The organism is Psychrobacter sp. NPDC077938 (genome assembly GCF_044542635.1).
GTDB lineage: Bacteria > Pseudomonadota > Gammaproteobacteria > Pseudomonadales > Moraxellaceae > Psychrobacter.
In genome coordinates this window covers 699586-716886 of sequence record NZ_JBITUW010000001.1, presented here as the reverse complement: position 1 = coordinate 716886, position 17301 = coordinate 699586, and the positions used below count along the sequence as shown (strand labels likewise).

General features: G+C 43.6%; 18 protein-coding genes. 5 read left to right on the top strand and 13 right to left on the bottom strand.

Annotated features, from left to right (window positions below):
* Positions 1–60: 60 nt before the first annotated feature.
* The 4 genes from sstT to ACIGBM_RS03045 all read right to left on the bottom strand — a co-directional run bounded on the left by sstT (position 61) and on the right by ACIGBM_RS03045 (position 4596).
* Entirely contained in the window at positions 61–1263 is a 1203-nt protein-coding gene (sstT, locus tag ACIGBM_RS03060; protein WP_057757687.1) for a serine/threonine transporter SstT, read from the bottom strand.
* A gap of 329 nt (positions 1264–1592) precedes the next feature.
* Positions 1593–2090 (bottom strand): DNA polymerase III subunit chi, encoded by a 498-nt coding sequence (locus tag ACIGBM_RS03055; protein ID WP_397476701.1) that lies wholly within the window; start codon positions 2088–2090, stop codon positions 1593–1595.
* A 7-nt stretch (positions 2091–2097) separates the two neighbouring features.
* Complete coding sequence (locus tag ACIGBM_RS03050) at positions 2098–3753, bottom strand: leucyl aminopeptidase (RefSeq protein ID WP_397476700.1); 1656 nt, start codon at positions 3751–3753, stop codon at positions 2098–2100.
* Between the two features lie 225 nt (positions 3754–3978).
* Positions 3979–4596: a cysteine hydrolase family protein gene (locus ACIGBM_RS03045; protein ID WP_397476699.1), complete on the bottom strand. Its 618-nt coding sequence runs from the start codon at positions 4594–4596 to the stop codon at positions 3979–3981.
* A gap of 493 nt (positions 4597–5089) precedes the next feature.
* Here ACIGBM_RS03045 and lptF point away from each other — a divergent pair, with 493 nt between their 5' ends.
* Both lptF and lptG read left to right on the top strand, forming a co-directional pair.
* On the top strand, positions 5090–6406 hold the full coding sequence (lptF, locus tag ACIGBM_RS03040) for an LPS export ABC transporter permease LptF (RefSeq protein ID WP_397476698.1): 1317 nt from the start codon (positions 5090–5092) through the stop codon (positions 6404–6406).
* Positions 6406–7614, top strand: coding sequence for an LPS export ABC transporter permease LptG (lptG, locus tag ACIGBM_RS03035; RefSeq protein ID WP_397476697.1), 1209 nt, complete (start codon positions 6406–6408; stop codon positions 7612–7614). The genes lptF and lptG overlap by 1 nt, the downstream gene beginning before the upstream one ends.
* Before the next feature lie 119 nt (positions 7615–7733).
* On the opposite strand, the gene ACIGBM_RS03030 is transcribed toward lptG, so the two are convergent.
* Positions 7734–8342 (bottom strand): class I SAM-dependent methyltransferase, encoded by a 609-nt coding sequence (locus ACIGBM_RS03030; protein ID WP_101204678.1) that lies wholly within the window; start codon positions 8340–8342, stop codon positions 7734–7736.
* A gap of 241 nt (positions 8343–8583) precedes the next feature.
* On the opposite strand from ACIGBM_RS03030, the gene ACIGBM_RS03025 reads away from it, so the two are divergent.
* Positions 8584–9027, top strand: a complete 444-nt coding sequence (locus tag ACIGBM_RS03025) for a PH domain-containing protein (protein ID WP_397476696.1) — start codon at positions 8584–8586, stop codon at positions 9025–9027.
* Between the two features lie 64 nt (positions 9028–9091).
* Here ACIGBM_RS03025 and ACIGBM_RS03020 read toward each other — a convergent pair whose 3' ends face one another.
* The 7 genes from ACIGBM_RS03020 to recN all read right to left on the bottom strand — a co-directional run bounded on the left by ACIGBM_RS03020 (position 9092) and on the right by recN (position 14546).
* Positions 9092–9421, bottom strand: a complete 330-nt coding sequence (locus tag ACIGBM_RS03020; RefSeq protein WP_397476695.1) for a DUF3817 domain-containing protein — start codon at positions 9419–9421, stop codon at positions 9092–9094.
* 68 nt (positions 9422–9489) lie between these two features.
* On the bottom strand, positions 9490–10428 hold the full coding sequence (gene xerD / locus ACIGBM_RS03015; RefSeq protein ID WP_114701433.1) for a site-specific tyrosine recombinase XerD: 939 nt from the start codon (positions 10426–10428) through the stop codon (positions 9490–9492).
* 66 nt (positions 10429–10494) lie between these two features.
* Positions 10495–10839 (bottom strand): sulfurtransferase TusA, encoded by a 345-nt coding sequence (gene tusA, locus ACIGBM_RS03010; protein WP_397476694.1) that lies wholly within the window; start codon positions 10837–10839, stop codon positions 10495–10497.
* 83 nt (positions 10840–10922) lie between these two features.
* A complete protein-coding gene (locus ACIGBM_RS03005; RefSeq protein ID WP_298809005.1) occupies positions 10923–11417 on the bottom strand; it encodes a hypothetical protein in 495 nt (164 codons plus the stop codon).
* Between the two features lie 86 nt (positions 11418–11503).
* On the bottom strand, positions 11504–12085 hold the full coding sequence (gene ruvX / locus ACIGBM_RS03000) for a Holliday junction resolvase RuvX (protein WP_397476693.1): 582 nt from the start codon (positions 12083–12085) through the stop codon (positions 11504–11506).
* Between the two features lie 50 nt (positions 12086–12135).
* Positions 12136–12699 carry a YqgE/AlgH family protein gene (locus ACIGBM_RS02995; RefSeq protein ID WP_101204671.1) on the bottom strand — a complete coding sequence of 188 codons (564 nt, stop codon included), beginning with the start codon at positions 12697–12699 and terminating at the stop codon, positions 12136–12138.
* Positions 12700–12866: 167 nt separating this feature from the next.
* Positions 12867–14546, bottom strand: a complete 1680-nt coding sequence (recN, locus tag ACIGBM_RS02990) for a DNA repair protein RecN (protein WP_201568133.1) — start codon at positions 14544–14546, stop codon at positions 12867–12869.
* Between the two features lie 765 nt (positions 14547–15311).
* On the opposite strand from recN, the gene ACIGBM_RS02985 reads away from it, so the two are divergent.
* Positions 15312–15647 (top strand): pyrimidine/purine nucleoside phosphorylase, encoded by a 336-nt coding sequence (locus ACIGBM_RS02985; protein WP_057757729.1) that lies wholly within the window; start codon positions 15312–15314, stop codon positions 15645–15647.
* 221 nt (positions 15648–15868) lie between these two features.
* Entirely contained in the window at positions 15869–16639 is a 771-nt protein-coding gene (gene rlmB / locus ACIGBM_RS02980; RefSeq protein WP_102078746.1) for a 23S rRNA (guanosine(2251)-2'-O)-methyltransferase RlmB, read from the top strand.
* Here rlmB and coaE read toward each other — a convergent pair.
* Positions 16602–17288 (bottom strand): dephospho-CoA kinase, encoded by a 687-nt coding sequence (gene coaE / locus ACIGBM_RS02975; protein ID WP_394124653.1) that lies wholly within the window; start codon positions 17286–17288, stop codon positions 16602–16604. The two genes, rlmB and coaE, sit on opposite strands and share 38 nt — an antisense overlap.
* Between the last annotated feature and the right edge of the window lie 13 nt (positions 17289–17301).

Sequence of the window (17301 nt, the reverse complement as noted above, 5' to 3'; positions counted from 1 at the left end):
TAAAAAAAGGGCCCTATAAAGGCCCTTTTTTTATGTCTATATAAAACACTTCAGCAAAAATTAACGCGAATAAGTAGGGTCAGCTGCTGCTGTAAATAATACATCAGTAGAAGAGTTCAAGGCAGTCTCAGCTGAATCCTGAATCACACCGATGATAAAGCCAATCGCAACCACTTGCATAGCGATATCATTTGGAATGCTAAATAAGCTAGCAGCGAGTGGAATCAATAGCAACGAACCACCAGCAACACCAGAAGCACCGCAAGCACTAATCGTAGCAACCAGACTGAGTAGCAGCGCTGATGCAAACGTCACTTCGATACCCAACGTATGAGCAGCAGCAAGCGTTAATACGTTAATCGTAATCGCAGCACCAGCCATGTTTATAGTGGCACCTAGTGGAATGGTCACCGAATAAGTGTCTTCATGCAATCCAAGCTTACGGGCAAGGTTCATGTTGACTGGAATATTGGCCGCTGAACTACGTGTAAAGAAGGCAGTAATTCCTGATTCGCGTAGACATCTGAACACGAGTGGATAAGGATTTTTACCCGTTTTAATAAGGACGATAAGCGGATTGGCGACCAACGCAATGAATAACATGCAGCTGATTAATACCATCAAAATACGTGCGTAGCCTGCCAAAGAAGCAAAGCCTGTCTCAGCAACCGTGCTAGCGACTAGGCCTAAGATACCAAATGGGGCTAAAGCAATAATCCATTTAACCACTTGTGAGATGGCATCAGCGAAATCGCCAACGACATTACGAGCAGTATCACTGGCTTGACGCAATGCAAAACCGATAATAATTGCCCATGCTAAGATACCAATATAGTTGGCTTCAGCGATTGCATTGATCGGATTGGCGACCAAGTTCATGAGCAAGTTCGTCAAGACTTCTTTTAGGTCAGCAGGTGGTACTTGCGCGATATCGGCGTTGATCAAGACCAGCTCAGTCGGGAATAAAAAGCTGGCACCGACTGCTGTTAGCGCTGCCAAAAAAGTGCCGAACATGTACATGATAAGCACCGGCTTTACGTAGACTTCATTACCACTGCGATGTTGACTAATGGCTGCCATAACCAGAATAAATACTAGGATAGGAGCGACTGCTTTTAGTGCGCCGACAAAGAGTGTACCGAGCAACCCTATGGCGGTGCCGATACTTGGCGCTAGCCAACCAATCAATACCCCTAACACCAAACCAATAATAATAAGCGGCACCAGCCCTATACGCTGGTACATCGCAATTAATGAACGCATCTGTACACCCTCAAGTCCGTTAAAAGTAAGTGAATTGTCACAACAGAAAATTTATCGAAGAATGGTAGCATTTTTTGACATATTCGCATACCACTCATAGCAGTAGCAGTAGCAGTAGCAGTAGCAGTAGCAGTAGCAGTAGCAGTTGCGTGCAAACCGAGGGGTAGTAGAGTTATACAACTAGTATAAAAAGAATGCAGCACTTATAGGCAAGGGCTAGCTACTCAGAATACCTCATTTATAGGAGAGTAAAAGCAGCGATATAGGCAGTGATATATAGGTAGGAAGACATTTCGCTGTAAGAGATGAAGGGAAAGTAAACGGCAGAGTTACACCTTAAAGTGGGTCAAATCATAACCTAATTGCTGGTAGGCTTTATATTTATTGCGACCTTCTTGTGTACTTGTAGCATCAGGTTGGATCAGCTCAAGGACTCGAGAGGGTTTTGAATTATTGGTAGCAGCCATAAAATCGTTGACGGGACGTGTCGTCGTATTGAGCACGATACCATTAAAATCAGCTGGCATATGATTGCCTAGCAGTACAGGCGCTAATGATTTATGAGTACTAATGTTGATATTGCTATCATCAGTATCTCTATCATTGGTACTTTTATTGTCATTATCAGAAAGACATTGATGTGGTATAAAACTCGTGGAGTCTTGTGACCAAAGTGCCGTATCTAGATTTGATAGTAATGTCTCATCTTCAATTAAAATCAGCAAAGACTGAGCGCTTTTGTTAAGCGCCGTTTGAGTCAGCTGACAAATAAAGCCCAAGAAATCTTGGGCCTTACTCTCACTTAATACATAAAAACTAATTTTCATAAATGAATTAAGCCATCTCTACACTGTTTTTTAGATATTGCATAAACAATGGTACAGGACGTCCAGTAGCTGCTTTGTCTTTGCCTGAATTCCATGCAGTACCAGCGATGTCTAAATGCGCCCATGCTTGACCTTCTTCAATGAAACGCGATAAGAAGCAGGCCGCAGTTACCGCACCAGCACCTTTACCACCAATGTTTTGCATATCGGCGATTGGTGAGTCAAGCTGAGCTTGATATTCGTCATCTAAAGGCATATGCCAAATAAGATCGCCTGATAGGTTGCTGGCATTTTCTAAATCAAACAGGACGTCTTCATCATTACTAAATACGGCTGAACGAACATGGCCTAGTGCAACCACACAAGCGCCAGTCAAGGTAGCAACATCGATGATGGCTTTTGGCTGATAACGCTGCACATAGCACAAGGTATCTGCTAGTACCAAGCGACCTTCGGCATCAGTATTCAAGATTTCAACTGATTTACCATTCATCGCTTTGACGATATCGCCTGGACGCGTTGCATCACCTGATGGCATGTTTTCAGCACAGGCTAGCGCACCAACGACGTTGATTGGTAGACGCGCTTCACATAAGGCTTTGATTGTACCAAGTACTGACGCCGAACCACCCATATCAAACTTCATCTCATCCATCGCCGCACCTGGCTTGATTGAGATACCGCCTGAATCAAAAGTCACCCCTTTACCGACTAATACGATAGGTGCGTCGTCATTGGCCGCTTGTGCATTGTCATTGCTATTTTTACTTGCATTTTTAGCTGACTTTTTGGTTGGTAGTTTATCGGCTAAAGCCTTTAGACCACTTACTTTTGCGTTGCTAGTGGTTTGCTCGGTAGTGCCTGCATTTGAACTAAATTCTGATTTGCCACGGTACTCCATGAGCACCAGCTTACCTTCTTTGGTAGAGCCTTGTGCAACGGCCAAGAAGCAATGCATACCTAGCGCTGACATCTCGTCCTCACCTAGTACCTTCACGGTTAATAGGTCAGGATACGTTTTCGCAAGCTCTTGAGCTTGTTCAGCCATATAAGCTGGGAAGCAAATATTGCCAGGCTCATTGGCTACATCACGAGTCAGGCTCTGACCAGCAAATACTGACTGAGCGAAGGCAAGTGCAGGCTGTAGTGACTCATCCGCTAATAGATAAACATCGGTCAATACAGGACTTGCTTGCTCAGACTTATACTTGTCAAAGCGGTAGCTAGCTGCCAACAGATTAAGGGAGAATTGACCAAAGTGATTTTCTTCCAGTGCATCACCCAAGGCAACAGTGATAGAAGACACACGCTTTTGTGTGCTGCTATAGATGGTATTGGCGATTTTTTGCAGTACTGTATTGTTGAACTTATCAGTGTTACCTACACCGACCAATAGCAGTTGTACAGGGTTTTGCTTAGTGGTTTTTTTATCACCTGCCAGCGCATAGTCAGCAACAGTCTCACAGGTAGTACCCTTAAAATGTGATACTTCAATCAGCTGCTCAATACGAGTGGTATATTCGGTCAGCACAGATTCAGCCAGAATATTTTTCTTGTCATCGACCAATACAACCAGACAAGCATCGTCTTTACTTTTGGCTTCTTTTTTCAGGATTTTCTGCGTATGGGTCTTTGGTAAATGCTGAGATAATTTGATATTCATATAGTTATCCTTATTAGAGTTATGAAAATTGCAGGATTTGTATGTCTGCTTATACCTGTCAGATTATTAGATTATTTGGTCTATCGAGCAATCACAGTAGTGTAGCATATTGCGATAATCGTGCGCAGTTAGCAAGCCTTAGGTAATACGTTTGAATTATTATGCTGTGCTAACTTGCGCTATGGTTTAGCGGTTACATTATCATTTTTCGATGATGCCAACATATTAGCCATTGATCAATTCATCGGTCGTTACCATCGCTGCAAATCTGTCTTGTAGTGCGGCCATGGCAGTATCATGCATGATTTCAGCGCTTATCGGCTTTCTTGTAGCGCTAGGTAGATCGCGCGTGGCACAGGCATCATGGCAGACAAAACTATCGAAACCTAAATCAAATGCAGCGCGGACGCTTGAGCTGACGCACATATGACTCATAAAACCCGCAAAAATAATCTGCTTTTTTTCTGCTGCTGAAATCAGTGATTGTAATTGCGTATCATAAAAAGCATTCGGATGCTTTTTGGCAATCACTGTTTCGCCATCTTGCGGCTGCAACTGTTCGACGATCTCAACGTTAGCTGATAGAGGATCAAAGACATTGCCATTCTCGGCACCATGATGGGTAATGTGAAAGATAGGTAAATCTTGCTGACGCGTTTTATCGAGTACTAGGCGCGCATTGGCGATGGCTTTTGCCCCAGCGTCCCCTAATGGCATAGCGCCATCGACATATTCATTCTGATAATCAATAAGAACGAGCGCACAATTTGACCAGTCAAGCGCATCGAATGTGCCGCCAGCGAGCTCAAGTAGGGTAGAAGGTGTAGAGGTCGTTTTATTCATTAGTATTATTCTCCGTTTGACGATATAAGTATATTTTTCTATCAGTCAGTCTAGCAATTAATAGTAGAGATAAATGTTCGATGATACGAATGACAAACAAACCTTTCTAAAATAAATAAAGCAAAAACTTAACGCCATAAATACTATTAGTGTGATGTAATTTAAGGTTTTATCAATTATTCATCCAATATTTGCTATATTCGTTACTTACTGTCGATAATGCGCTTTCAGCAAGGTGTAGGTAATGTTTTCAAACACATTTCACAGCCATTTTTGGGCAAAACATGCTAGCATTAGCGGTTATATCTGTCGCTTGTGTTTATTGAGTATGACTAACCAGTCGCTTAGTAACGTTCACCGTTATTTGAGTACTTAGATGACCCATATCATGCTGATGATATGTCGTCGTACGACCTAAATAGTCAATAAGCTCATCATCAATCGCGCGCATACCAACCGTTTAAGAGTACCCATTGTGATATTACGCCGCTACATGACACAACAAGTTGCCTCGACCACTGCCTTAGTGTTGGGGTTTTTGGTAGTGATGATGCTCGGCGGTCGTTTGATACGCTATTTTGGCATCGCTGCTGAAGGTCGTTTGGACGTCAGCCTACTGTTTACGATCATTGGGTATAACCTGCCGTATTTTTTAGAGCTCATTTTACCGTTAGCATTCTTTATCGCTTTGATGCTCGTATTTGGCCGCTTATATGTTGATCAAGAAATGGCAGTGATCAATGCTAGCGGTGTATCTCGAGGTCGGCTTGCTCGGTTAATGACACCATTAATATTAGCGTTGTTCGTTGGTGAGGCGGCGCTATCTATCGTTGGCAAGCCTTGGGGTGTCCGTTCGTCTGAGGCTGTTTGGCAGCAGCAAGCATTGACCAGTGCGTTTGATTTGATTCGCCCGAACGAGTTTATCAGTAGCGGCAATTATCATTTGTACGTGGGTAGTCTCAGCGATGATAAGAAAAAACTACAAGATGTGATCTTGATCCAATCTGAACCTGCGAAAAAAGGTAGTGCTACTGAAGACGTCGATGCTACTGCCACCGCTGTTGATATGAATAATACGATTGATAATGAGACAGCCGAAAAAATTGGCATCTCTGATATCCCAAAAAATATTATAAATAGCGGTGCGAAGGACATTAGCAAAGACACGATTACGTTGGCTAAGCGTGCTGAGCAAGTGGATACCGGCAATAGCGGCGTGACCCAGTTGGATCTGTTTCAAGGACGTCGTTACGAAGTCGGCGCAGGCAGTCTGAAATATAATCAAGTCGCTTTTGATCGCTATCGCATCACCTTGACTGAGTCTTCACAGGAAGTTATCACCGAAGACAACATTGAAACGCAAAAGATTGGACCATTGTGGCAAGCCGCTACGAGTAGCTCACCATCAGGCACTAACAGTGCAATGCGTGCTGCACAAGGCGAGCTTGGCTATCGTTTGGCACTACCATGGCTGATGATTATCGCACCTATGTTGGCCGTGCCACTGGCGCAAGTCCGTCCGCGTCAAGGACGTTGGCTGCGCCTGTTTCCTTCTATCTTATTATTTGTCAGCTGTGCATTAGGTATCATCTCGCTCAAAAACGCGGTGAGCAAAGACAGCATCAGCGTATGGGCGTATGCATGGCTTATCTTAGGATTTATGGCATTGGCGCTTTATATGAATTGGGGTAGCCGCGTGCAACATCGATTGCGCTTTCGCAAACAAGAAAATAGGCTAGCCGCTGCCGCAACTGACTCAGTTAGCGACATCGATAATCAGAACAACAGCTCACAAGGAGGGCAGTCTTAATGCGCTCTTTATTTGCTAAGTCAGCCAAGTCTGTTCCATTGGCCAAAAAACCTGCCAATCTAAAAGTCCTTAGCCGTTATGTCAAACTTAATGCTCTGTTGGCTATTATCGCTGCCGTCATTGGTTTGTGGGCATTACAGCTGATTTTCTCTTACTTATCAGAGCTTGATTCGTTAGACGATAACTACACTATGGGTGAGGCGCTCAAATATATCTTTTATCGTTCGCCATATTTTTTAGAACAATTTATCCCAACGGGTGCACTATTGGGTGCTGTCATAGGATTAGGCTTACTGGCCAATAAAAGCGAGCTGGTAGTCATGCGCGCGGCTGGGGTCAGTATTTATCGTATCGTCGGTTGGGTATTACAGCCCGCTTTGATATTTGTACTACTGGCATTAGCTATTAATCAATTTGTCCTACCGTCTTCTAACCAATTAGCGAAACAGATTAATGATGAAGATAGCACCTCATTGGTCACATCAGTACGCGGCTACTGGACGATACAGCCACGATTCGAAACCGCAGAAGATGGCAGTGCCACACCTGATGGTAGCGATGTTTTATATATTGATTATGCTGATGTCGCAGGTAATATTGGCGAGGTGAAACGCTGGCATTTGGACAACAACGGTAATTTGCAAACTGCTGTCCATGCGGAAGGTGGAAAGTATACTGGCCGTGAACCAATTGATGTGAACAGTGAAAAGCCAAGCGAGCAGTATCGTTACGAGTGGCAGCTAAATGATATGGTTAAGCTCTCTATCAATCAGGGATTTGAAAGTAGCCAAGCTATTTCACCATCAGATACGTTAAGCTTACCCTTTGCCCCAGAGTCTGTGTATCTGCTGACGCGTAAGGCAGAGGATTTGTCATTGACGCAGCTGTATGAGCATCGCACGTTTATGCGTCAACAGGGCAATCGCTCTTTAGATCATGAAGTCGCATTTTGGCAAAAGCTACTATCGCCATTATCGATACTATCGCTAGTGATTGTCGCCTGCTCGTTTGTCTTTGGCTCGCTACGGACGCACAGCTTAGGCTTGCGTATCGTCGTGGCGTTGTTGTTTGGTCTACTATTTAGCTATATTCAGGACTTAGTCGGTTTTGTATCGCTGGCGACAGGTTTTTCACCGATGCTCATGGTGCTATTGCCGATTATCGGCAGCGCGCTATTAGGCGGATATTTGATAAAACGCCAGATGTAAGATGACAGTTAATCATACAAAATAAAAAGCACGCTAAATTAATTTAGCGTGCTTTTTTATGTCGATTTCAATTTAAGCCTCAGTTTAAATGGCCTAAACTCAATCAGGCAAAGCTAAAACTAGTCTTTGGTCGCCATCGTAATCGTATAGGTTTTACCTTGTTTGATTTTATCGCTATTGCCAAAAACTTCGGTAAATGAGCGCTTCACAAATTGGCGCAAGCCGTTGATGGTGACGACATAAAAACGGCCACCTTTACGCATGCGTGCATAGGCATCAAGGAAGTATAAATAATGCTGCTCTTTACCGACTTTGGCTGGCAAGTTTGACATCACAAGGCTAAAGTCTTTGTCTTTTGCCACATGATTAAAGCCATTTGATAAATGCACATCGACATTGTTTAGACCATTTTTCTCACAGTTACGGCGTGCGTATTCTACCGCCATAAAGTCTTTATCAATCAGCGTATGCTGACCATTTGGACATTCACGTGCTGCCGTCATACCAAGTACGCCATAACCGCAGCCCAAATCGATCGAGTCATCATCTTGCTCAAAATCCACATAATCAAGTAGCATTAAGCTACCGTCATCGAGTTTTTGCGGTGAAAAAATGCCCCACGTGGTCGCAAAATCAAACGGCTTACCCAGCACTTCTTGGCGAAAATTGATATCTTCGCGCCAGTGTTCGGCATTTTTTAATAGGTCAGCAGGTGGTCTATGGCTCATGGGATTCTCGGATAATAGATAGGAAAAAGGTAGTGCGCAGCCCAGTTAGGCAGCATGTATATCATGACGCACTTTAATAAGGGTATTGTAACTAGAAAAGGATGGGTTTGCAGCTATCTATTTCTAGAACTGCATTTTGCTATATTGCAAAACTTTTTAAGAAAAAATGTTAGAGATATTAGATAAGAGGTATCGCTTAATATAGAATCGAATTTAACCTAATAGTCGCTAAGTATTATTTATGCCAGACATTATATTCGTATCTAAAGTAGACTTCTGGCTTGCACTGTTACTTTGGGGTTTGAGCTTATTTACTGTGTCTGTTCCATTATGGCAGTGGAAGCGAGATGCTCACAAATCCCTCATACAAACTATATTAATGACGGTTATTCTCATACCTTTTGCAGCACTAATGCTCATCCCTTTTTTCAGTACTAAGTACATATTAACGAATGACCAACTACAAGTAGATAGTGGGTTCTCTGTTCAAAAAATTGAGCTTACAGATATCACCTATATTATGCCGACTCGAAGTATGAGTTCTGCGCCAGCACTATCATTGGATAGGATTAAAATAGAATATCGGAACAAAGAAGTATTGATATCACCGAAAGATAGAGCAAGCTTTTATCAAGAAATACGAGCACGTAATCCCAAAATAGTGATAGATACAGCAGGCGAATAGAATAGTATCATCGTTAGCCGCATTCAGCTATACATCGTTCCTGATATTGAATTTTTTTTCGAAACTATTTCCCCAAACTCTTCTTTAATAAATGATCAAATATAAATGGCCCGAATGGCAAGAATGAGCCGAGCACACCTGCAGGTAGTGCCCAGAGCGGCATTTTTATTCTGCTCGCCGTAATGATTAGCACCATGACATAAGCAACGAATAATACCCCATGCACTGGACCGACATAGCTTACTGCTTCTGGAATATCGAACATATATTTGAGTGGCATCGCGATACCAAGTAACAATAGAAAAGACGTGCCTTCTAAATAACCCATGATAGTAAGGTTTCGGAGGGCGAAGTTTTGACGCTTCGTTAAGGTAGAAGGTTGAGCTTGCGACACAATATATTCCTCTTACAATCATCAATAATATTAGATTTCAATGCTGCCCATATGGCAATATGGCAAGGCTACCCACGTGGATGATGCTCGGCATGCAATTTCTGCAATCTCGCCGTTGCCACATGAGTATAGATTTGCGTGGTGGATAAATCGCTATGTCCTAGCAATAACTGCACACTACGCAAGTCTGCACCGTGATTAAGCAAATGCGTGGCAAAGGCGTGACGTAGCGTATGCGGGGATAATTCTTTATCAATACTGGCAACTTTGGCGTACTTCTTAAGTAGATACCAAAAGTTCTGCCGCGTCATATATCCACCTTGCGCCGTCAAAAATACCGCTTGGCAATTGCCCGATTTTAAATGCGCAATCAAATCGCCACGTCCATGAGAAAGATAATCTTCCAATGCATCCGCTGCATATTCGCCAAGGGGCACCAGTCGCGTTTTATTCCCTTTACCCGTGATTTGTAGCCAGCCTGAGTTTAGATTCACTTGCTCTAATGAGAGGTTAATCAACTCACTCACCCGCAGACCGCAGGCGTATAAAACTTCTAGCATGGCTTTATCACGCAGTCCAAGCGCGGTACTGGTATCAGGTGCGGCAAGTAGATTATCGACATCAGCTTCAGCTAAGTCCTTTGGCAGGGGACGTCCAAGCTTTGGGCTTTTAATACGCTCACAAGGATTGTCTTCGCGTAGATTGCTGGCAATCATCCATAAATAGAACTGACGCAAGCTTGAGAGCATGCGTGCTTGGGTACGTGGAGTTTTGCCATCTTTAGCAAGCAGTGACAGACAGTGCAGCACATCATCAGGCTGCCAGCGTGTCAGGGCGATAGGATTGGTCAGCTCGCAAGAGCGTAGGTCACGGACGTACGCATTACGAGTACGCGTCGCTAGACCGCGCGCCAGCATGGCTTGACGAAACTCAGTCATATAAGCTGGCTCATCATCGACCGCTAATGCTTTAGGTTGACGCTGTTGCACGGCACGATCACGGCTCATAGGACGATACTCAGGTAGGGGTTAAGTTAGCAATGACAGACAGTTATGAATATAACATCAAACTTATCATGCCATTTTTTTCTTGATCAGATAGCGATACAGTGTCACGCTTGCAGGCGTATCGTCATCGTCATCGTCATCGTCATCGCTATCGATGGTGATTTCATCAGGGTCAGCATCTAAGCTCACGTTTTCAGCCAATGTTTCTTGACCGATTAGCTCATGACCCAAATGACGACAGAAATTTGGAATGTCGCGCGTGGTAGCAGGATCTGTCGCCAATATCTCAATCACTTCACCGCCATCTGCTTTGCGAATGACGCGATGTAGCATCATGACGGGCTCAGGACAGATCAGCCCTTGAGTATCTAAGTGATGGTGGATAGGCGTGTCTGGTATCGAAGTGGTCATAGTCATTATCGTAAAGCTAAATAAGTGAATTTGAGGATGAGTAGTTTGCTTAAGTGCTTATTGCGACGTACTTTGTAGATCGTCTACGCTTCAATACTTTCAGCCTCTTCGTCGGCATCAGGTACATCAGCTACTTCTAAAAAGTTGAAAAATCGCTTAAAACTTACTTTAAATAAAAATGCCACACCCAGCCAACAAGATAGTCCTAACCATGCAGTATCGGCAAAAATTAATCCGCCAACCAATATAAGGGTTGATACACCAATACTCATGGCAATCATCGATGGTTGATTTAAGCGATAACGATAAACGACCAACGCATCATAAATAGTAATGGGTATCGTGAGGGCTACTAAGGCATAGGGTAAGTTGTAAAATAGCTGATAAAGTAGCTGGTTATCATGGAAAGCTTTGATACTAGCAATCGTGCCAAAGACCACAAATGCAAAAATAGCCGCATAAATGAGATAAATCGCTATTTGGTTGGCACGTTGTGCGCCTTTAATACGGGCAATAGCAAGCGGAGCAAAACCATGTTGCGACTTATGTTGCGAGGGTTGGTCTGAGACAGTGGTCATAGTAATCAGTCATTTATCCGTTGAGAAGTACGATGTATCGAAGTGACATTATAGCCGCACACGTGTCTTTTACCTATTTGGCTGCTTTATTCTGCTTTGATTGCATCGATAGCGATACTGCTATTAGGATCAGCAAAATAGGTCGACATCAAGATACAAGCGGAGATATCATCGATTGGGTCGCGTTCGTTTTTGATCCAACCATTGTCCCATGCGATTTCTCTTGCTTCGATGGAAGTCAGCCGCTCATCACACAGTGATACGGTCACTGGCAAATGTTGCTCCATCACTCTATGGGCCAGACGACGAGCGAATTTGTGCGCTCGTTTTGAAAGCATGGAGCTAGTGCCATCCATATTAAGCGGTAGACCGACCACGACTTGCGCCACGCCCCAGACTTTGATGATACCAATTAAATTGTCCCAATCTGGCTGACCGTTATTCATTGCCAAAATGTCAAAGGCACGCGCCGTCTGCGTAATGGTATTACCGAGCGCCATGCCCATCTTTTTGACACCGTAATCTAGCGCCAAGATAAGATGCGGCTTTACTTCTGGCTCGATATTTTCAGCAGTGCTATTGCTACCGTTATCGAGAGTATCAACACCAATATCAATGTCATTATCTATAGCGTCTGTGCTACTGGCTGTAAAAGTGCTATCTACCATAGTAATGGGTGTCCTTTATGTCTTTATCTAAATTCGCAGAGCGTATGAGATTACGCATGACCTATGTCACTACTAAGATAGTCGAAATTAACACCAATTTTGTCGGCTGCAATTTGCCAGCGTTCTTCAAACGGTGTATCAAATAATAAATTCAGATCAGCAGGGCAAACTAACCAATCACCATTACTCAGCTCTTGGTCTAGCTGTTTTTTGCCCCAGCTGGCATGACCTAGGCACAGCTGATAGTGACCGACACCTTGCCCTGCAGCGATACGTTTTAGAATATCTTGGCTAGTTGTGATGCAAACGTTCTCTGAAATAGCAAAAGAAGAGGCCCATTCTGGCTGACCAGTATGCAGCACAAAGCCGACCTCAGGATACATAGGGCCGCCCTCTAATGCCACATCTTCCATCACCTGCGGATTGGTCACTTCAATATCTAAATCTTCTAGCAGCTTACCTACGCGAGATTGCTCAAGCGGACGATTGACCATCAGACCTAGCGCACCATGCTTGTCATGACGGCAAATATATATAAGTGCCTGCTCAAACCTTGGGTCTGACAGCTCTGGTGCTGCAATCAAAAAATGATGGGTCAAATTGGTTTTAGACATAGAAACAAACGCAACCTAATAATAAGGGTGAAAGACCACTATATGGTGATAATCAATAGAAAAGCAAGATTCACACCAATTGCTGCTGACGATCATATAGATTCAAATAACCATCCGTTTTGATGAAAACGAATGATTATTTAACGTTAGATAGGTCAGATAGAGCGTTATTTAACATCGGATAATAAGCTGCGGGCATGATCGCGTGTGACATCAGTGATAATGACACCGCCAGACATACGTGCCAACTCGTCTACTTGCGCACTGTTGGTCAGTATGAGTAGCTCGCTTTCAGTCTGTTCTTGATGATGCTTTTGTACCAAGATATGTTGATGCGCTTGTGCTGCGACTTGTGCTTGGTGCGTGATGGCTAGCAATTGCTGTGTTTGGCCAAGCGAGCGTAGCAGTTCGCCAACCACTTGCGCAGTACCGCCACTGATACCGACATCGACCTCATCAAATACCAGCATAGGCTTGGCGGCATTGTTATCAGCATTGGTCGCTTGTAATACTTGCATCACGAGCGCCATACGTGACAGTTCACCACCTGAGGCGATTTTGTGTAGAGGCTGCATTGGCATACCGACATTGGCGCTGAACAATAAATCAATATCGAAACAGCCTTGTGCATTGTACTGACTAGGTTCGGCTTTTTTGGTAAAAACAAATTCACAGCGAGCATTGGGTAGTGCAAGTGGTTGTAGCTGTTTGATGAGTTGCTTACTAATTGTCGGAGCAGCTTTTGTGCGCTCTTTATTTAACTGTGTCGCCAGAGCGAGATAGTCTTGCCAAGCCTGCTCAATTTGCGCTGCCATTGCATCACTACTTGGCTCGTTCTCTAGTTGCTCTAATTGCGCTTCCCAGCCCTTTGCTTCATCAATTAAATCACTCGCTGGCAAGCTATGCTTACGTGACAAACGATGTCCTAAGCTGATTAAATTGTCTAGTGTTTGCAGGCGTTCAGGATCAGGTAGCTGCTGTTCGGCATAGTCTGATAGCAGGGCAGTCACCTCAGTAATTTGCTGCTGAGCTAGATGGAGCTGTTCAGAAGCTTGTTCAAACGTTTGACTGACGCTTACTTGATTGTCACAGAGTTTGATCGCTTGTCCGAGCAAGGTCATGACGTCTGGCTCATCGGTATCATTGTCGAGCAAATGCAGACCATGACTGGCCTCTTGCATTAGGGCTTCAATGTTGGAGAGCTCTTCGTGTTCAGATTCAACTTCTGCGTAGTCCACAGCCAATAACGGCGCAATATCTGCTAATTGACTCTGCAATAACTGAATACGATCTTGACGCTGGGCTTCGCGGCTCGCGATGTCATCCGCGCGACGTTTTAGCTGCTGATAGGCTTGATAGCTACTGGTAGTTTGGTTGGCTAACGGTGTTATCTGTGCCATCTCATCAAGCCATTGCACCACAAATTGCGGCTTGAGCAATGCTTGCTGAGCATGTTGGCTATGTATATTGACCAGTAAAGTGCCTAAACTCTTTAGCTCCGCTAAGCTAACCGGTGAACCATTTAGCCATGCTTTTGAGCGGCCAGTATTGCTTAATTGTCGACGAATAAGTACTTCAGGCTCTTCTAGCGGTCGATCATTTTTGGCAAACCACTCAGCGACGACACTATTATTTTCTACATCAAATTGAGCGTAGATATCTGCATGCGCAGCGCCATGCCTGACCATCGCACTGTCTGCTCGCTCACCAACACATAGTGATAGTGCATCTAGCAATAACGACTTGCCAGCACCTGTTTCACCAGTGATGACATTAAAACCTTCAGCCACGCTCAGCTCATGCTGAGCAATCAACGCAAACTGATGTAAAGTTAACGATACTAGCATCAACGCCTCTCAGGACAGACAATGGACATCATATAAATCTTAGGAAGCCATCTATAAATAGGATAAATAAGGAATTGAAAATATCTATTTAAACTTGCTAGTTAGATAAATATTGTAGGCAAATAGTATGGTGTTAAATGTGCGTAAATACAAACTTTAAGACGAGGTATAACAGAATTTATTATTGGGAGATTACCATAAAACTATTAAAAACTGACAATAAATCATCGACATAATACCTATAATATTAATCATTAGGGTCATTGGGTATCCAAAGATAAGCATAGTATGAGAAGAAGTATTTTGACTGATAATGATAAAAAGATACCTAAAATGACGGTCTAGCATCCGCCTAGAAAAATACCAAATGAATATTAAACGAACGGGTAGATACTTGTCATCGAATAGAATTTTCCTCGTCGCTTTAACAAACTTTATAGATATAATGTGGTAGCATAATCTCACATAATGATAAACTCTTCTTATGAGTTTGATGCGCTATGCAACCTAATAACGAGTCATAATTTTGTAAAATTGTAGGCGTATAGTGGTGAAAAATATGCCACTCGATCATTATTCAAAAGCGTTTTCATAGAACCTGTGGCTACCTTTAGCGCGCAGATATCTACTATAGAGGGATAAAGTATTTAAAGCAGGCATGTTTGCTTACTGGTCGCGTATTTGAAGCCCAGTGCAACTCTGTCAGTACTTTAACCCGTTACTTATTTTTTAGTTTTGCCATAATTATTTGATAAGGAAGCCACTATGACAGCGGCGCAATTTACTAACGTAACAGTTAATGCCCAAGCGACAGTATCTTATGATGGTCGCTGCTCAAGCCATACCATTATGTTTGAGGATGGTCGTCATAAAACGCTAGGCGTTATCTTACCTTGTGACAACTTGGTTGAGCATTATCATTTTAGCACCAACACTTCTGAGCGTATCGAAATCACCAGTGGTGAGTGTGAAGTGAAGATCAATGGTGACGATGAGTTCAGCTACTACCGTGCAGGTCAATCATTTGTCGTTGAAGGCAATAGCGGTTTTAACCTACGTACTGAAGAGATTGTTCAATATGTCTGTCATCTAGAAGGCTGATACTATTAATAGGTCGCTTGAGCTTTCATTCTAGCGCCTGTTCTATCACACATTAGTGTTTCGAGAAAATAAACAATATCGGATTGGTATTGTTTATTTCTTTTTTGACGTTTGGTTTACTGTTCTCTCATCATCAATGAGCTATGACATTTAAAGCCGACGTTATCCTCTTTTATCCCGTCGCCTAGTGCGATATCCACTTTATATTTAGTAGGCCTATTATGGCAAAACCCATTTATTTTTACGGCATTCATGCCATTGATGCGTTACTTGAACATCGTCCTCTTGATGGTCTTAGTTTGTTTGTGCAGCAAGGGCGTGAGAGTGACAGTCATGTACAAGCTATCATGGCCGAAGCGGAAGCAAACGGTATTAGTATTCAACCGACCCAAAAAGACAAGCTGACTCAGTTATGTGGTAGTCCGCAGCATCAAGGCGTGGTGCTCAATGCTCGTCCGTTAGGTTTCGCTGATGAAGGTTTGCTTGATACTATTATTGGCCGTGAACAGTGCTTATTATTGGTACTAGATCAAATTACTGATGCACATAACTTTGGCGCTTGCCTACGTACCGCAGTGGCTATGGGTGTGGATGCAGTGGTTTGTCCAAAGCATCATGCAGCGAGCCTAACGCCAACAGTCGCTAAAGTATCAGTTGGCGCAGCAGAGATGATGCCGATCGTCAGCGTTACGAACTTAGCACGCACGTTGTCGCAAATCAAAAATGCAGGCGTTTTCGTATTTGGTACGGCACTTAGTGAAGAGGCTAAGCCAATACATGCCGCTGACCTAACTGGCAAGACCGCTATCATTATGGGTTCAGAAGGAGAGGGTATGCGTCGCCTGACAATGGAAAGCTGTGATGAGTTGGTTTATATTCCAATGTCAGGAAACGAGCATGGTAATCTACAGAGCCTAAACGTGAGTGTTGCTACTGGCATGGCATTGTATGAGGTTAATCGCCAGCGAACTTTAGCTGCTGGGCAAGCGTAAGATACTCTTGGTGCAAGGGTTCTAGTTGTAGATATAGAGAGGCAAGGTCGCTCTCATTGAGTATGACATTGTCTGCATGACGATTACGCTCTTCACGACTCAGCTGATTGGTCATAATGGCCTTAATTTTTTGTATGCTTTGATCATCACGCTGACTGGCACGTGCAAGCTGCGTGTCTTCGGTCGCATCCATGACCAAAATACGTTGACATAAATTGGCCAGTCCTGCTTCTGCCGCCTCTATAAGTAGGGGCGCAGATAAGATTATATACGGTGAAGTACTAGCATCTAGCTGTGCTTTTGCTGTCTCACGTATTGCTGGGTGAGTGATAGCCTCAAGCTCAATCAGCGCTTCAGGATTTGCAAATACGTGTGTACGTACAGCAGCCCTATCCATAACACCATCATCCGTCAGTATCCAATCACCAAATTTTTTCTGGATTTTCTGCAGAGTGACGCTACCTTTAGCGACAGTCTCATGGGCGATCACGTCTGCATCAATAATATCGATGCCTTGCTCAGCAAACCAAGCACTAGCGGCAGATTTGCCACTACCGATACCACCCGTCAAACCAACCACAAGCTTCTTGCTTTTTGGTTGCGTGGCTTGTGGCTGGTGTGAATAAGAATGCGATGTATTTTTTGACATAATAATGGCTTAT

What these genes read in the sequence shown, in the direction of transcription:
- sstT (WP_057757687.1), bottom strand. Translation starts at nt 1,263, where the DNA reads ATGCGTTCATTAATTGCGATGTACCAGCGTATAGGGCTGGTGCCGCTT.
- ACIGBM_RS03055 (WP_397476701.1), bottom strand. Translation starts at nt 2,090, where the DNA reads ATGAAAATTAGTTTTTATGTATTAAGTGAGAGTAAGGCCCAAGATTTC.
- ACIGBM_RS03050 (WP_397476700.1), bottom strand. Translation starts at nt 3,753, where the DNA reads ATGAATATCAAATTATCTCAGCATTTACCAAAGACCCATACGCAGAAA.
- ACIGBM_RS03045 (WP_397476699.1), bottom strand. Translation starts at nt 4,596, where the DNA reads ATGAATAAAACGACCTCTACACCTTCTACCCTACTTGAGCTCGCTGGC.
- lptF (WP_397476698.1), top strand. Translation starts at nt 5,090, where the DNA reads ATGACACAACAAGTTGCCTCGACCACTGCCTTAGTGTTGGGGTTTTTG.
- lptG (WP_397476697.1), top strand. Translation starts at nt 6,406, where the DNA reads ATGCGCTCTTTATTTGCTAAGTCAGCCAAGTCTGTTCCATTGGCCAAA.
- ACIGBM_RS03030 (WP_101204678.1), bottom strand. Translation starts at nt 8,342, where the DNA reads ATGAGCCATAGACCACCTGCTGACCTATTAAAAAATGCCGAACACTGG.
- ACIGBM_RS03025 (WP_397476696.1), top strand. Translation starts at nt 8,584, where the DNA reads ATGCCAGACATTATATTCGTATCTAAAGTAGACTTCTGGCTTGCACTG.
- xerD (WP_114701433.1), bottom strand. Translation starts at nt 10,428, where the DNA reads ATGAGCCGTGATCGTGCCGTGCAACAGCGTCAACCTAAAGCATTAGCG.
- tusA (WP_397476694.1), bottom strand. Translation starts at nt 10,839, where the DNA reads ATGACCACTTCGATACCAGACACGCCTATCCACCATCACTTAGATACT.
- ACIGBM_RS03005 (WP_298809005.1), bottom strand. Translation starts at nt 11,417, where the DNA reads ATGACCACTGTCTCAGACCAACCCTCGCAACATAAGTCGCAACATGGT.
- ruvX (WP_397476693.1), bottom strand. Translation starts at nt 12,085, where the DNA reads ATGGTAGATAGCACTTTTACAGCCAGTAGCACAGACGCTATAGATAAT.
- ACIGBM_RS02995 (WP_101204671.1), bottom strand. Translation starts at nt 12,699, where the DNA reads ATGTCTAAAACCAATTTGACCCATCATTTTTTGATTGCAGCACCAGAG.
- recN (WP_201568133.1), bottom strand. Translation starts at nt 14,546, where the DNA reads ATGCTAGTATCGTTAACTTTACATCAGTTTGCGTTGATTGCTCAGCAT.
- ACIGBM_RS02985 (WP_057757729.1), top strand. Translation starts at nt 15,312, where the DNA reads ATGACAGCGGCGCAATTTACTAACGTAACAGTTAATGCCCAAGCGACA.
- rlmB (WP_102078746.1), top strand. Translation starts at nt 15,869, where the DNA reads ATGGCAAAACCCATTTATTTTTACGGCATTCATGCCATTGATGCGTTA.
- coaE (WP_394124653.1), bottom strand. Translation starts at nt 17,288, where the DNA reads ATGTCAAAAAATACATCGCATTCTTATTCACACCAGCCACAAGCCACG.